The organism is Streptomyces sp. NPDC048718 (genome assembly GCF_043198875.1).
Classification (GTDB): Bacteria; Actinomycetota; Actinomycetes; order Streptomycetales; family Streptomycetaceae; genus Streptomyces.
The window spans coordinates 236480-250944 of sequence record NZ_JBICVG010000011.1; the positions used below are offsets into that span (position 1 = coordinate 236480).

The 14465-nt window shown below is 71.2% G+C and carries 9 protein-coding genes; 6 read left to right on the forward strand and 3 right to left on the reverse strand.

From position 1 onward, the window contains the following. The first annotated feature begins 104 nt into the window (after window positions 1-104). Window positions 105-1076 carry a DUF4157 domain-containing protein gene (locus ACGFRB_RS22225; protein ID WP_393245214.1) on the forward strand — a complete coding sequence of 324 codons (972 nt, stop codon included), beginning with the start codon at window positions 105-107 and terminating at the stop codon, window positions 1074-1076. Window positions 1077-1091: 15 nt separating this feature from the next. On the opposite strand, the gene ACGFRB_RS22230 is transcribed toward ACGFRB_RS22225, so the two are convergent. Further along, on the reverse strand, window positions 1092-2447 hold the full coding sequence (locus ACGFRB_RS22230; RefSeq protein WP_393245216.1) for a hypothetical protein: 1356 nt from the start codon (window positions 2445-2447) through the stop codon (window positions 1092-1094). A gap of 277 nt (window positions 2448-2724) precedes the next feature. Here ACGFRB_RS22230 and ACGFRB_RS22235 point away from each other — a divergent pair, with 277 nt between their 5' ends. The 4 genes from ACGFRB_RS22235 to ACGFRB_RS22250 all read left to right on the forward strand — a co-directional run bounded on the left by ACGFRB_RS22235 (window position 2725) and on the right by ACGFRB_RS22250 (window position 8287). Further along, entirely contained in the window at window positions 2725-3354 is a 630-nt protein-coding gene (locus tag ACGFRB_RS22235; RefSeq protein WP_363005907.1) for a response regulator transcription factor, read from the forward strand. 217 nt (window positions 3355-3571) lie between these two features. Next, window positions 3572-5623: an HYR domain-containing protein gene (locus ACGFRB_RS22240; RefSeq protein ID WP_393245218.1), complete on the forward strand. Its 2052-nt coding sequence runs from the start codon at window positions 3572-3574 to the stop codon at window positions 5621-5623. Window positions 5624-5630: 7 nt separating this feature from the next. Then, window positions 5631-6293, forward strand: coding sequence for a DUF4255 domain-containing protein (locus ACGFRB_RS22245; RefSeq protein ID WP_393245220.1), 663 nt, complete (start codon window positions 5631-5633; stop codon window positions 6291-6293). Window positions 6294-6322: 29 nt separating this feature from the next. Then, window positions 6323-8287 carry an ATP-binding protein gene (locus tag ACGFRB_RS22250; protein ID WP_393245296.1) on the forward strand — a complete coding sequence of 655 codons (1965 nt, stop codon included), beginning with the start codon at window positions 6323-6325 and terminating at the stop codon, window positions 8285-8287. Between the two features lie 64 nt (window positions 8288-8351). Here ACGFRB_RS22250 and ACGFRB_RS22255 read toward each other — a convergent pair whose 3' ends face one another. Both ACGFRB_RS22255 and ACGFRB_RS22260 read right to left on the reverse strand, forming a co-directional pair. Then, window positions 8352-8822 carry a hypothetical protein gene (locus ACGFRB_RS22255; protein WP_363005899.1) on the reverse strand — a complete coding sequence of 157 codons (471 nt, stop codon included), beginning with the start codon at window positions 8820-8822 and terminating at the stop codon, window positions 8352-8354. Between the two features lie 155 nt (window positions 8823-8977). Continuing rightward, entirely contained in the window at window positions 8978-12514 is a 3537-nt protein-coding gene (locus tag ACGFRB_RS22260) for a hypothetical protein (RefSeq protein WP_393245222.1), read from the reverse strand. Window positions 12515-12898: 384 nt separating this feature from the next. On the opposite strand from ACGFRB_RS22260, the gene ACGFRB_RS22265 reads away from it, so the two are divergent. Beyond that, entirely contained in the window at window positions 12899-14464 is a 1566-nt protein-coding gene (locus ACGFRB_RS22265) for a phage tail sheath family protein (protein ID WP_393245224.1), read from the forward strand. Window position 14465: the final 1 nt, after the last annotated feature.

A 14465-nucleotide genomic window follows, 5' to 3' on the forward strand; every position in this document is an offset into this window, starting at 1 on the left:
CGGGGGGCCGGGCTGGACTGGGTACCGGCCGGGTGGCCAGGCTGAGGTACAGGGTGGCCGCGCAGCCGCCCGGAGTGCCGTCCGTCACCCTCGGGGAGCCGACGATGAGCGTGTACGACCAGGGCCACCCGCACGAGCACCACGACCACGAGCACCACGAGCACGAGCAGTACGACCACGGGCAGCACGGCCACGACCCGGGCCACGGCCTCCATGCCGAACGGGAGCGCGACACCGGCCGGGGGCCGGACGGAGACCTCGACGCCGGCGGCACCCGCGACGACGGGCCCAGAACCGCCCGGCTCTTCGAGGCCGCCGCAGCGGGCCGTACGGATGTCGTCGGGGCGTCGGGCCTCGGCGTACTCCAGCGCGCCGCGGGCAACGGGGCGGTCGGCGCCCTGGTGCGGCGCAGTCGTACCACCGCCTCGGAGGAGACCGAGGGCGCCGAGGGGGCCGAGCCGGCCGGGACGCGGGGTGCGCGGTCGCCCGTACACGACGTGCTGGCCTCGGGCGGCGGACGGCCGCTCGACGCGGACACCCGGGGGGACATGGAGGCGCGGATGGGCGCCGACTTCTCCGACGTACGGATCCACACCGACGCGGCGGCCGACGCGTCCGCCAAGGGCATCGGGGCGCACGCGTACACGGTCGGCAGCGATGTGGTGTTCCAGCGGGACGCGTACGATCCGTCGTCGCCGCAGGGACGGACGACGCTGGCGCACGAGCTGACCCATGTGATCCAGCAGCGCGGCGGGCCGGTCGACGGCACCGAGGCGCCGGGCGGGATCCGGGTGAGCGATCCGTCGGACCGCTTCGAGCAGGAGGCAGTCGCCAACGCGGAGCGGGTGACGGCCGATCCGGCCCCCGTACGGGATTTTACCCCCGCGCCCGATCCGGGTGCGGGGGCGTCCGGCCCCGCACCGGTGTCCGCCGCCCCCGCCGCCCCCGCCGCCCCCGCCGTCCAGCGGGCGGCGACGGAAGACGAGGACGAGCAACCCGCCGATGTGCAGGGTTCGTTCGTTCAGCGGGCGGCGGAAGGCGGTGCCGAGGACGAGGAGGAGGCGCCGCCCTCGTGAACCACCCCCGGAAGGTCAGGGCTTGACGTCCCGCATCGTGCCGCCGACGAACAGGGACTCGGAACAGCGGTCGGGCGCGGGGGCGTTGACCGGTCGGCCCACCTTGCGGCAGTCGACGGTCATGGTCACCCGGCCGTCGGCGGACACCACGATCGGGGTGACGAAGTGGTAGTCGGAGTCACGGAAGTTCTCCAGGGCGAGGCTGAGGACACGGGCGCCGCGATTGACGGTGACGACGACGGTTCCGGCGTCGCCCTGCGGGTTCTGGACGACGATGTCGGTCAGCTGGAAGGTCTTCCCGGCGGGCACGGTGAGCGCCGTGTCACTGCTCGCCCCGCCGCCGACGCCGTCCTTGACCTGGACCTCGGCGTTGGTCGGCGCGGGCGCCGGAAGCGCCCCGGCGGCGCCGGCGGAGGCGGAGGGCTTCACCCCCGGCCCCGCCGACGCTCCACCGCCGCCCGCGCCCCCGGTCTGTCCCGCGCCGCCCGTAGCGCCCGTGCCGCCGGTCTGCCCCGCGCTCTGTCCACCGCCCTGCCCGCCATTCTTGCCGGGCTGGGACGTGGCGGCGGAAGCGATGGCCTCGGGGGTGATGGCCTCGCGGGCGGCGGACTTCACGGCGGGGCGCAGCAGCCCGTACCAGAGGCCGACGAGCGCGAGGGCGAGGACGCAGGCGAGGATCAAGGCCCGGGGCAGCCAGCGCGGCAGGATCGCTTCCTGCTGGTAGGAGCCGTCGAGGAGGACCGGGGTGGGCGGTTCCTCGCCTTCGGGCGCGGGCGCCTGGACGACCGCCTGGAAGGTGTGGGTGGCCGGGGTGCCGCGCCACAGGAGGCGGCCGGGCCTGACGCGCAGTCCGGCGAACGCGGCGCGGCCCGGTTCGACGCTCAGTTCGGGGCGGTCGAAGACGATCCGAGTGTGTTCGGTGCCGGAGCGGGCGGTAAGGCCCACGGTGAGCGGGGCGTTGCCCCGGTTGTCGACCGCGATCTTGTGGGCACCGCGACGTACACCGTGCGAGCCGCGCGGCAGCAGTTCGGCGGTGATCTCGATGAACGGCGCGACCGTCACCCGGCCTTCGGGGACGACGGGTTCGGCGTGGTCGCTGGTGGGGACGACGCGGACGCCGAAGGGGAGTTCCCCGGCGGGCACGGTCGAATCGCGCGGCGGGCGGAAGGCGACAAAGACGGTCCCGCTGTCGCCGGGATAGAGGGAGAGGGTCGCCGGTTCGACTGTCGTCCAGGCGGCAGCGGCCCCGGCCACCTCGAAGCGGTATTCCTCCACGGTGGAGCCGGAGTTGCGGAGTTGGAGGGACAGGCGCGTCTCTTCGCCCGGTACGGCGGTGACGGAGGTCGCGTCGAGGCTGGCCGTGAGACTCATGGGCGCACCGTAGGGTCCGGGCCGCTCCACGGCATCGCCAGAGAAGGAACACATTCGGGCAGATTCGGTGCCCGAACCCGCGAGTGGCGTTTGCTGCGGATGGGGCAGGGCATCTCCAGACCGCCGAACGACGCAGGAGACCGGCGTTGTCGACGACTTCCACTGTTCTGAACGCCGGCGGCCGCGACGGGTTTGCCTGCCCGGTGTCGCATTCCGACCCGATGTGACACCCCATCAGCACGCGCGCGGCGGTCGCCTCCACCGGGGGAGCACGAGCATGGAACGAACGGCTGTGGCGCTGCGGGCCCAGGACCCCATCTCGCAGGCCGGAGTGACGAGTCAGCTGCGGGCCCGCCCGGAGATCGAGGTCACCGAATGGAGCGAGACGGCCGATCCGGCGCCCGAGGTCGTCGTCCTCGTCGTGGACACGGTCGACGAGGAGGTGCTGCGGCTGCTGCGGCACATCCGGCGGACCAGCTCGACGAAAGCCGTCCTGGTGACGACCGACATCGACGAGCAGCGGCTGGTGAGCGCGGCGGAGTGCGGGGTGGCCGGGGTGATCCGGCGCGCGGAGGCGACGCCGGAGCATCTGGTGCAGGTGATCCGCACGGTCGCGAAGGGCGCCGGGCATCTGCCCTCCGACCTGGTGGGACGGCTCCTGGAGGAGGTCGGGCGGCTCCAGGGTCAGGTTCTCGGGCCGCGCGGGCTGCACTTCACCGGTCTCGCGGCGCGCGAGGTGGACGTGCTGCGGCTGGTGGCGGAGGGCTACGACACGGCGGACATCGCGGCGAAGCTGTCGTACTCGGAGCGCACGATCAAGAACGTGCTGCACGCGGTCATTACCCGGCTGCAGTTGCGCAATCGCTCGCACGCGGTGGCGTACGCGATGCGGCAGGGGTTGATCTGACGGGGCCACGGGCGGCACGGCCCGCGCGTCAGCGATGTCCCCGCCGCGGTCGCCGGCATCGCTGCCGTCACCGCTTCGGCCGCTTCTTCAAGGAGTCGTACGCGGCTGCCCGTTGGGGCACCCGGCCCTTCCCCCGTGGAGGGCTCACCGTACGGGACGGCCCGGGCCGGGTGCGGGATCCTCGGGCCGAAGACGTCTGGGGCGAGGGGGTTGTTCCGTGCGTTGGTTCCAGTCGCCGGCCGGCGGGTCCAGAGGGGCCAAGGGGCCCAAGGGACCGGTACGGACCGCCCTCGCCGCCCTGCTGCTGCTCGCCGCGGGCACGATCCCGGCGAGCACGCCCGCGACGGCGCTGCCGGTGGCGGAGCCGGAGTCGCCGGTCACACCGGCCGGCGTGAGCCGGGCGCTGGACCCGGGAGAGTCCCTCGCCGTCGACAAGCGGGTCCTGACCCCCGCGGTGCCGCCGCGGCCCGAGGTGGTGCTCCTGGTGGACGGGACGCGGAGCATGAACGAGGTCATCACGGACGTACGCCGGGGGCTGCCCGACATCATCGGCAAGGTGCGCTCGGCGCAGCCGGACGCCCGGTTCGCGGTGGCGACCTTCGGCGACCAGGAGGTCGACCCGGGAGCGGGCTTCAAGGTCACCGCGCCGCTCACTCAGGACGACACCCTGCTGCGCGCGGGGGTGGAGGCGCTCGACATCAGACTCGGCAACGGCAGCATGGGCCCGTCGGAGGACTGGATCAACGGCCTGTGGCAGATCGCGAACGGGGCCGGCGGGCAGACCGTCTTCCGTGAGGGGTCCAGCCCCGTCGTCGTCCTCGTCAGCGACGCCTCCAGCCACAACCCCAGCCTCGATCACAGCATCGGCGACACGATCAACGCGCTCCGGGACAAGAACGCGCGCGTCGTCGGCGTCGACGTGGCCACCACGATCGGCGACGGCCTGGACGGCACCGGATACGCGGGCAACCCCGACCAGATCGAGGATCCGCGGACCGATCCCGGACAGGCCACCCGGATCATCGAGGCCACCGGCGGCAGCATGCTCTCCTCGATCGATCCGAGCGGGGTGGCGGAGGCGATCGTCGAAGGGCTCGGCAATCTGCCCACCCGGGTCGGCTATCGGATGGACGACTGCGACCCGGGTCTCTCGGTGACCCTCGACCCGCCCACTCGCGATGTGACCAGCGGACAGACCGCCGCCTTCGCCGAGACCGTCGCCGTCGCACCGGACGCGCCGCAGGGCGCCACTCTGACGTGCACGGTGCAGTTCCTGCTCGGGACCCGTGCCCCCGACACGCCGGGCGTCTCGGCGACGGCGGCCGACGACCCCGCGTACCGGCAGCGGATCGCGATCACCGTCAACGATGTCTCCGCTCCGGTCGTCACCGTCGACGACCGCACGACGCGCGGGACCGCCGCGTCGGGGGCCCGGGTCTCCTACACGGCGACGGCCGTGGACGCCCAGGACGGCCCGCTGACTCCCTCGTGCACGCCCGCGTCCGGCTCGCTCTTCCCGGTCGGCACGACCACGGTGACGTGCGAGGCGACGGACGCGGCGGGCAACACCGGCCGGGACACGGCCGTGTTCACGGTGCTGCCGCCGCCGGTGCCGCCCTCCGCCGACGTGGCCGTGTCCGTCGCGCTCTCCCCGTCCCGTACGTACACGGGCCGCGAGGTCGCCGCCCGCTACACGCTCACTAACGCCGGCCCGGACCCCGCGCGCGCCGTCCTCACCGCGGCCTCCTGGCCGGGGCCGGCGGACTCCGCGCGCCGGACTCTGTCCCGGACCGGCCGGTGCACCGACGCCGCGCCGTGCCTGATCCCGCCGGGCGGCCGGGTGGTCGTGACGCAGACGGCCACGTACCGGGCGGCGACGGCGGGCACGGTACGGGTGTCCGTACGCGGCCTGCCCGCCGACCCCGATCCGGGCGACAACACCGCGACCGCGCCACTGCGGGTGCTCCAGCCCCGCCTGGAGGTCACCCCCCGGGTCGTACGGCCGGGCGAGCCCGTAATCGTGCGGGGCATGGACTTCCCGCCGGGCGAACGTGTGCGCCTCACCTGGTCGGCGGGCCTGACCGCGGACAGCGCCCCTCTGTCGGCGGGCCGGGACGGCCGCTTCGAGTCGCAGGTCCTCGTCCTGCGCAAGGACCGGCTCGGACCGCGCGACCTGCGCGCCGAGGTGCGGGGACTGAAGCGGCTCACCAAGCCCGTACTCGTCGTCCAACGCGCCTTGCAGCCACCGGACTTCGCGGGGCGGGGGTGACGAGGGCGTGATCCACGAGGTGGACGACATCCTTCGGGCCCTGATCCGCGCCGAGGTGCTGGAGGGCGCGCAGGTGGCGGTGGTCTTCGACGCGCCGACGCGCGAGTGGGCGGCGAAGGTCAACGCGCCGACGGTGAACCTGTACTTGTACGACATCCGAGAGGACATGCGGCGGCGCGAGCGCGGACTGCACAACGAGTACGACGAGCGGGGTGTGATCGTGGCCCGGCGCCGGCCGCCGCGCTACTTCAAACTCTCGTATCTGATCACCGCCTGGACCAAGCGCCCGGAGGACGAACACCGGCTGCTCTCCGCGCTCCTGGCGTGTCTGCTCCGCTTCGAGGCGCTGCCGCCGGCGCGGCTCACCGGCACCCTGGCGGAGATCGGCACGGCCGTACCGATGTCGATCGCGCTGCCGCCGCCGGAGGACCGGTCGTTCGCCGATGTATGGAGCGCGTTGGGTGGGGAGTTGAAGCCGTCGCTCGACCTGGTGGTGAGCGTGCCGGTGACCGCGTCGCCGAGGTATCTGGTCGGGCCGCCGGTGGGCGAGGAGGGGCTCGGAGTGCGCTTCGGGGAGTTCGGCGGGGCGGAGGGGACGGACCGGGCGGGCCCGGCGGGCGGACCGGGCCCGGCCACTGGGCCTGGCGGGTCCGGCGGGGCCGGCACGTGACGGACGAACTGCTGTCGCTGGCACGAGAGATGGAGCTACGGGTCCGGCGGGCGGTGGACGCGCGCCGGGAGGTGGATCCGGATCCGGACGACGCCTTCCGCGGCCTGTACCTGACGGACGAGGCGGTGGAGCGACTGCTGGACGGGCACCGCTCCTTCCCCGGCGTCCACCCGCTTCCCGCACCCGGGCCCGACTCCCGACTCGGTGCGCTGGTACGGGAGTTCTCACTGTCGGCCCTGGACATGGAGATCCTGCTGGTCGCGCTGCTGCCGGATTTGGACGACCGGTTCGAGGCGTTCTACGGCTACCTGAACGACGACGTGACCCGGCGCCGGCCGACGATCGGGCTGGCGCTCGGACTGTGCGGGGTGCCGCACGCGGACCGCGAGTCCCGGGCACGGCTGGGCGAGCGGGCACCGCTGCGCGCGGGCGGCCTGCTGCTGGTGGAGGACCGCGAACGGCCCTTCCTCGGGCGGGCGCTCCGGGTCCCGGACCGGGTCACCGCGTTCCTGCTGGGCGACAACACCCCGGACGCGCGGCTGGCGGACGTACGGGCACCGTGGGAGGCCGTACGAGGGGTGGGCGACCCGGCGCCACTGGCCCGGCTGCTCGCCGACGAGACGACGTGCCTGGTGTACCTGCGGGAGGAGCAGGGCGGCGGGGGCGCGGCGCTGGCCGCGGCTGCACTGGAGGCGGCGGGGCGGGCGGTCCTCGGTGTCGACCTGACGCGGCTCGCAAAGGACCCGGCACCGGCGGAGGCGGTGCGGTGCCTGGTGCGGGAGGCGCGGCTGACGGGCGCGGGGCTGGTGTGCGCGCCGGTCGACGCGGTGGCGCGGGAGCGGACGGGCCTGCTGCGGATGGTCACGGACGTGCCGGTCCCGGTGGCGCTGGTGGGCCGGGTGCCGTGGGACGCGGCGTGGTCGAGCCGGCCGCCGCTGCTGGTCCGGGCGCCCCGGGTGGGCCCAAAGGCGCGGGCGGAGGCGTGGCGCGCGAGCGCGGGTGTGCCCGTCGACCTGGACCTCCCCGCCCTCCTCTCCCCGTTCCTCCTCACCCCGGAACAGATCGTGCGGTCGGCGCGGGCGGCGGTGCAGTCGGCGCGGCTGGAGTCCGGCCCGGTGACCGCCGAGCACGTCCGGCAGGGCGCCCGCGCCCAGAACGCGGCGGGCCTGGACCGGCTGGCCCGCCGTATCGAACCCTCCGTCGGCTGGGACGACCTGGTCCTCCCGCCGGACACCGCGGTCCAGCTCCGCGAGCTGACCGCCCGCGCCCGGCACCGCGACCATGTCCTCGGCGCCTGGTCGATGCGCCCGGGCGGCGGTCGGGGGCGGGGGGTCGCCGCCCTGTTCGCCGGTGACTCCGGTACCGGCAAGACGATGTCGGCGGAGGTCGTCGCGGCGGACCTGGGGCTCGACCTGTACACGGTCGACCTGGCGACGGTCATCGACAAGTACGTGGGCGAGACCGAGAAGAACCTGGAACGCATCTTCTCGGAGGCGGCGGGGGTGAACGGCGTCCTTCTCTTCGACGAGGCGGACGCCATCTTCGGCAAACGGTCCGACGTGAAGGACGCGCACGACCGCTACGCGAACGTCGAGTCGGCCTATCTGCTCCAGCGCATGGAGTCCTTCGACGGCCTCGCCATCCTGGCCACCAATCTCCGCGCCAACCTGGACGACGCCTTCACCCGCCGCCTCGATCTCGTCATCGACTTCCCGGTCCCGGACCCCGCCCAGCGCCGCCTGCTGTGGGACCGGACGCTGGGCCCGCACCTCCCCCGGGCGGCCGGCCTCGACCTGGACTTCTGCGCCGAGGCCTTCGAGCTGTCGGGCGGCAACATCCGCTCGATCGCGGTGACGTCGGCTTACCTGGCGGCGGAGGCGGGTACCCCGCTGACGATGCCGATGCTCATCCACGCGGTGCAACGGGAGTACCAGAAGCTGGGGCGCCTGACGCTGGCGTCGGAGTTCGGGCCTTATCTGGACCTCTGCCGCTAGGGCCGGCGTCCGGCGGTCCGGCGGTCCGGCGGTCCGGCGGAAGACCCTGCGGCGCGCAGCCGGCTCACTCCTCGTATTCGCCCTCGGGACACACATAGAAGACCATCTCGGGAACTTCAGGAATCTCGACCCCGAGGCCTGACTGCCGGAGCGCGGCCGCGATCGTTTCCGGGTCGCCGGACCAGTGAAGCGGCAGATCGTCGGTCAGCATTCCCTCGTCGTCGAAACAGTCCAGGTGGGCCTGGCTGTTCCAGAAGACCGCCTTCGCGTCCTCCCCCTTACGCTCACGAACGTCGGTCCATCCACTCGACGTCGTGTAGGCAAAGTCAGGTTCCGCCAGGTATCCCAGGGCTTCGAGGGCAGCGAACGTCTTGATGATGCGACACAAGTCGGATTGCCCGCCGCGCGCCGCAAGAATCTTCCCCTCTCCCCCGTCCGCCTCCAGGTCGAGCCTGGCGCAGAGGTCGAATCTCGCAAACCCTGACTGAAGCCTGGAAGGAATTCCTTCGGTCCACCAGAAGGGCAAGTCTCTCACCAAGGATCCTTCACCGTCGAAGTACTCTCCGATTTCGACAGGAAAAGATACGGTAGGCCCTCCTCTCGGCACCTTGAGCGCTGCGGATACAATCCATCCCGAGGAACCGAGATGTCGAATAGTGCGATTTACGCGCTCTTGCTCTGACCCTTCCATCACACCAAATCCACCTTGTCAGTACTGAAGTCCGGACCCGGCCGCTTCTTCATGAACTCGTACTTGACACCTCCGTAATCGGCCTGAGCAGATTTATTGGCGTCTGCCGCGATGAGCTGGAGGTTCGATACCTCTGGCGTGGTATCCACCCTGGGCTTGTCATCCGAATTGAACCCGATGGCATGCCAGTGGGCAGCAAGGGGGACGATGTGATCGACATTCCAATTCGAGGCGGACCGCATATTTCTGCCGTTGACATCCCCCCTCCTCTTGAACTCCTTCAGCACCTTCACCGGGACTCTGGCGTCATCCTTGGCGGCGCCCAGCATCGTCATGTCCCGCAGCTTCTGCGCGGCCAACGCCTTCTGGGTCCGCAGCTCCTCAGGCCTCGCACCGGCGGCTCGGGCATCCTTGTACGGCCTGATAGTCGCTTGCACATCGTCGAAGATCCCAGGAAAGTCCCGCCCGATGACGGCTATCTTGGCCCGCTTGAAGCGATTCCCTTCACCTTCATAGAGAATCTCCCGATGCTTGTTGAATCCGGGGGGCAACGTAGGCCGCGGAATATCGGACGCATCGACCACGTCAGGAGATCCCGCAGCGATCCAGGCATCCACCCGAGTCTTGATCACATTCGCAGCGGCAGGATTCGGTGTGGCCCTGGCTTGCTCCTGCGCCTTCCATGCGCCAAAGGAATCCTGAAGGCGTTGCGCGGAGGCTACAGAGGTACTCAGCCTGTCGACCATATCGCCAGGAGAAACATTCCCCACTTTCCTGGGAGTAGGGTACGTCTGCAGCTCGGAAATGACTCGTGCAACCTTCTTCTTGAAGTCCTCTTCCTCGCTCGCCAGGGTAAGCTTCAACGCCCCCGAAGAATTCCCCTTCGCCCTGATGGTATGCGCATGGCCGAATGACATGAATTTTCGGCTGGCGTCAATCCCGCTGACGATGTCCAGAACATGGCGACGACTAGGAGAGTCCTTCTCCGTATCCTTCCCGCCCGCCTTGCGTGACCCAGGATCCGGACTCCCCCTGTCCTTCTTGAGCTTCTGCCAGAGGGCTTTGCCCTTCTGGACGATGAAGCCGACGATCTTGTCGATGGCGCGGTTGACCGGGCGGGAGACCGTGTGGAAGACCGACTTGACCTTGTTCGCCAGGCTGCCGATGCCCAGCAGGGAGGCGAGGAAGCCGATGAGGAGGGGGATGCTCGCGGCGAGCGCCGTCTCGACCATCTTGGGGACGCCGGCCTGGCCGCCGTTCGCGATCTGGACGACCGCGTCCAGGACCGCGTTCACGAACTCCACGATCTGGGCGCCCTGGTTCACGATGAACGTGACGATGTCGATGATGCCCTTGACCGCGCGGACGAAGGCCGAGGCGGGGTTGAGGAGCGACAGGATCCAGGTGATGCCCGCGACGACGACCGTGGGGACCAGATACTCGGTCAGCTTCGACAGGATCGTGGACTTGAGGTCGCCCGCCTCCTCCTCGATCTCCTTGACCGCGCCCGCCGGGCCCTCCCGGGCCAGCTTCCCCGCGATGGGGACGGAGGATTCGACGGCACTCAGCGCCTGTTCGGGGACTCCCTTGCGGGTGATGCGGGCGCGGATGCTCTCCCAGGTCAGGCCGAGGAGGGACGCGAGCATCCGGATGATGCCCTTGACGTCGAACTTCTGGGGGATGTCGAGGCCGGCCTGGGTTGCGGTGCCCAGGAGCCAGGAGACCAGGCCCTTCTTCAGGTGGTCGGCGACGTTGGTGATGAAGAGATGCAGGCCGCCGCCGACCGCCTTGACCAGTTTGCCGAGGAAGCCGATCGGGTCCTTGATGATCTTCACGACCGCCGAGGCGGCCTTGGCCAGGATGCCGAGCAGCAGGTTCTTCAGCTCGTTGATCGTCTTGACGACGCCGACGATCGCGTCCTTCGCCTTGTCGATCAGCCCCTTGTTGGCCTCCTGAAGCTTCGTGATCTCCTCGTCGATCTTCTTGAGGGCGGCCGTGTACTTGTTGGCCAGATCCTGGACGAGCTGCTCCGACTTCTCGTTGACGGTGGCTTCCAGGTCCTCGAATCGGCCGGCGAAGTCCTTTGCCGCCTCCTCGCCGTACTGCCGGAGATCGGCGGGGAGTCTGTCGACCTCCGCCTTCAGCTCCGCCCGCCCCTTGGCGATCCGCGCCTTGGCCTTGCCCAGCTCGACACCGATCAGGTCGGCGACCGACGAGATGACCGTCCGCATCCGGGCCACATACAGCTCGCGCGACTTCTGGTAGAGCTGGTTGGCTTCCTCCGGAAGGCCGGCGAACTTGTCCTTCAGCCACCGTCCCTTGCCCCAGAACCCCGAATACCGCTTGTCCTTGTACGCCTTCATCCGGGCCTTCTGGTCCGCCATGAACGCGTCCCGGGCGCCCTTCTCCCCCTTCGTGAAGGCGTCGTCGACCTTCTTGTCGAGGCCGCCGAGAATCCCCTCGACGTCCCGCTTCGTCGTGTCGAAGACATGCTGGAGCTTCGCCGTGACGGCGGCCCGCTTCTTCTCGTCCTTCGACTTCGTCTCGCCCTTTCCCCCGTCGACGGACTTGCCCGCCGCCGTGCGGGTGGCGGCGAGCGCGTTGACGGCCTTGGTGCCCGAGGCCGCGGCGCCCGCCTTCGCTTCCGTGAGCTGCCGGTCCTCGGCCGCCCTGCCCTTGGCCGGGGCCTTCGCGGAGTCGGCCTCCGCCGTCTTCTTCTCCTTCAGGGCGTGGTCGAATGCCGGCTCGTTGCCCTTGGCGAGCTGTTCTTCGGTGACATCGGCGTCCGCCATCGCCTTGTCGTTGCCGGCCGGTCCCTGGGAGAAGTCGGTCACCGAGGCCGGCTGCCTGGCCGGGATCGCGTCGGCGGCCGACGGCGCGCCCGGGTTGCCCGGCGGGTGGTCCGGGGTCATCGGGGTGACCGGCTTGTCCTTGGCCGCCGAGGTGTCCGGCGCGGCCTTGGTCGCCGTGTCGATGTCCTTGGCCGACGCGTTCTTGCCGTCGGAGACCTTGCCGTCGACCTCGCCCTTGACCTTGTCGGCCTTGCCGGAGTCGGCGAACTTGTCGGCCTCGTCGAGGTTCTTCGGCGCCTGTGCCTCGATCGCTTTGTCGACGGCGGCGATGAACGCGGCCTTGTCGAACTCCCCCGGCTTCGCCGCGTTCATCTTCTCGGCGTTCGCGGCCTTCCCCCGCGCCTCCTTGTCGTCGGGGGGTGCGACCGCCGCGTCCTGCGCGGACTTCGACTCGGCGGCGGCCGGGGCGTGCACGGACAGCCGGGTCTTCTTCGCCGCGACGTCCGCCTTCACCCGGCGGAATCCGGGGGCCTGGGCCGCGGGCGTCTTCACCGGCGCCGTATAACGCTGGGCGACCAGGCGTGCCACCGCCGCGTTGCCGGCCGCCCCTTGCAGCCGCTGCACGGCGTGCGGCGCCAGGCCCCCCGTCCGTCCGCGAGAATCCGCACCGCCCGACCGCTGCACCGCCCGGTCCGTGGCCCTGTCCATGGACCGGCCCGCGGCCCGGTCCGGCGACTCCTTCATCCGTCGCCTCCCCGGAGCGGCAGCGAGCTAGAGCGGTGCACGAGAGCGTGAGGGGTGTGAAGGTGCGAGGGCGGTACGCGAAGGTGCGAGCGTCCGATGATGTGGCGGTGCGCGGGCGGAGGTGCGTACGTACGAACGTGTGCGACGGAGATGGCCGTCGGCCAAGCCGTACCGCCAGCCTGCCCGGACCCGCACCCCGTACCGAGGGAAACGGGGCCGATCCGGACCCCGGCCGCGCTGCCCCATCGGGCAGCCCACGGTGCCCAGGGGGGCGGCCGATCATCCGTTCCCGGTGATCGGCACGGTGGCGAGAATGGCGCCGGTTCCCCGCTCGAGGAGTCTCGAAGAGTGACGTGACGTGACATCGAGGAGAGAGAGCACCGAATGCCGTCGTATCTGTCCCCCGGCGTCTACGTCGAAGAGGTCGAGTCGGGCTCTCGCCCCATCGAGGGGGTGGGCACCTCTGTCGCCGCCTTCATCGGCTTCGCACGGAAGGGGCCCTTCGACGAACCGACGCTGATCACCAACTGGAGCCAGTTCACGGCCCGGTTCGGCGACTTCGTCGAGGGGACGTATCTCGCCGCCGCGGTGTACGGCTTCTTCTCCAACGGCGGCGGGACCTGTTACGTCGTACGGGTCGACGACGGCACCGCTCCCCCGGACGCCGCGGGAGCGGGGCCGGAAGCGGGAGCGGGTCTGCCGGCAGCGGCCGGGCCCACCGCCATCGGCGCGTACTCCGTCGTCGCCCGGCCCGGCGTCACCGGCACGATCACCGTCGAGATCGCGGACGCCGAGGGCGACGACCCGCCGACCGACGCCTTCCGGCTGATCGTCCGGCGCGACGGCGAGCAGGCCGAGGAGTACGCGTCGGTCACGACCAAGCGGAGCAAGGAGAACGTCGCCACCCGCGTCAACGCCGCCTCCGCGCTGATCGAGATCACCGAGCCCGGCACCGGCGCCGCGCCCGCCCGCCCCGAGCCGCAGACCGTCACCCTGGCCGCGGCGGCACCCGCGCCCGCCGGATCCGGGACGACGGCCCTCGGTCCCGAGGTGTACGTCGGGAACGCGGACCGCCGGTCCGGGATCGGCGGCCTGGAGGCCGTCGAGGAGATCACCACGGTCGCCGTCCCGGACCTGATGAGCGCGTACGAGCGCGGGCTGCTCGATCTCGACGGCGTGATCGCGGTCCAGCAGGCCCTCATCACGCACTGCGAGCTGATGGGCGACCGGGTCGCCGTCCTCGACCCGCCGCCCGGCCTCAGCCCGCGGGAGGTGGGCGACTGGCGTACGGACAGGGCGGGTTACGACTCGAAGTACGCGGCGCTCTACTACCCGTGGATCGGCGTCGCCGACCCGTCGTCCACCAGCCGGATCACCCTCGTGCCGCCCAGCGGCCACGTCGCCGGGATATGGGCCCGCAACGACGACCAGCGCGGGGTGCACAAGGCACCGGCGAACGAGGTGGTCCGGGGCGCGGTGGCGCTCGCGACCCAGCTGACCAAGGGCGAGCACGACCGGCTCAACCCGGCCGGGGTCAACTGCGTCCGCGCCTTCCCGGGCCGGGGCATCCGGGTGTGGGGCGCGCGGACGCTCGCCTCCGATCCGGCCTGGCGCTACCTCAATGTCCGCCGGCTCTTCAACTACCTGGAGGAGTCGATTCTCGCGGGCACCCAGTGGGTGGTGTTCGAGCCGAACGACGACGCGCTGTGGGCACGGATCCGCCGCACCGTCGCCGCCTTCCTGGTCAACGAGTGGCGCAAGGGTGCGCTGTTCGGCCTCACGCCCGACGAGGCGTTCTACGTGAAGTGCGACCGCGAGACGAACCCTCCGGAGAGCGTCGACGGGGGCCAGGTGATCTGCGAGATCGGTGTCGCGCCGGTCCGGCCGGCCGAGTTCGTGGTGTTCCGCCTGTCACAGCTGACCAGCGGCACCGGTGCCGTGGACGAGTGAG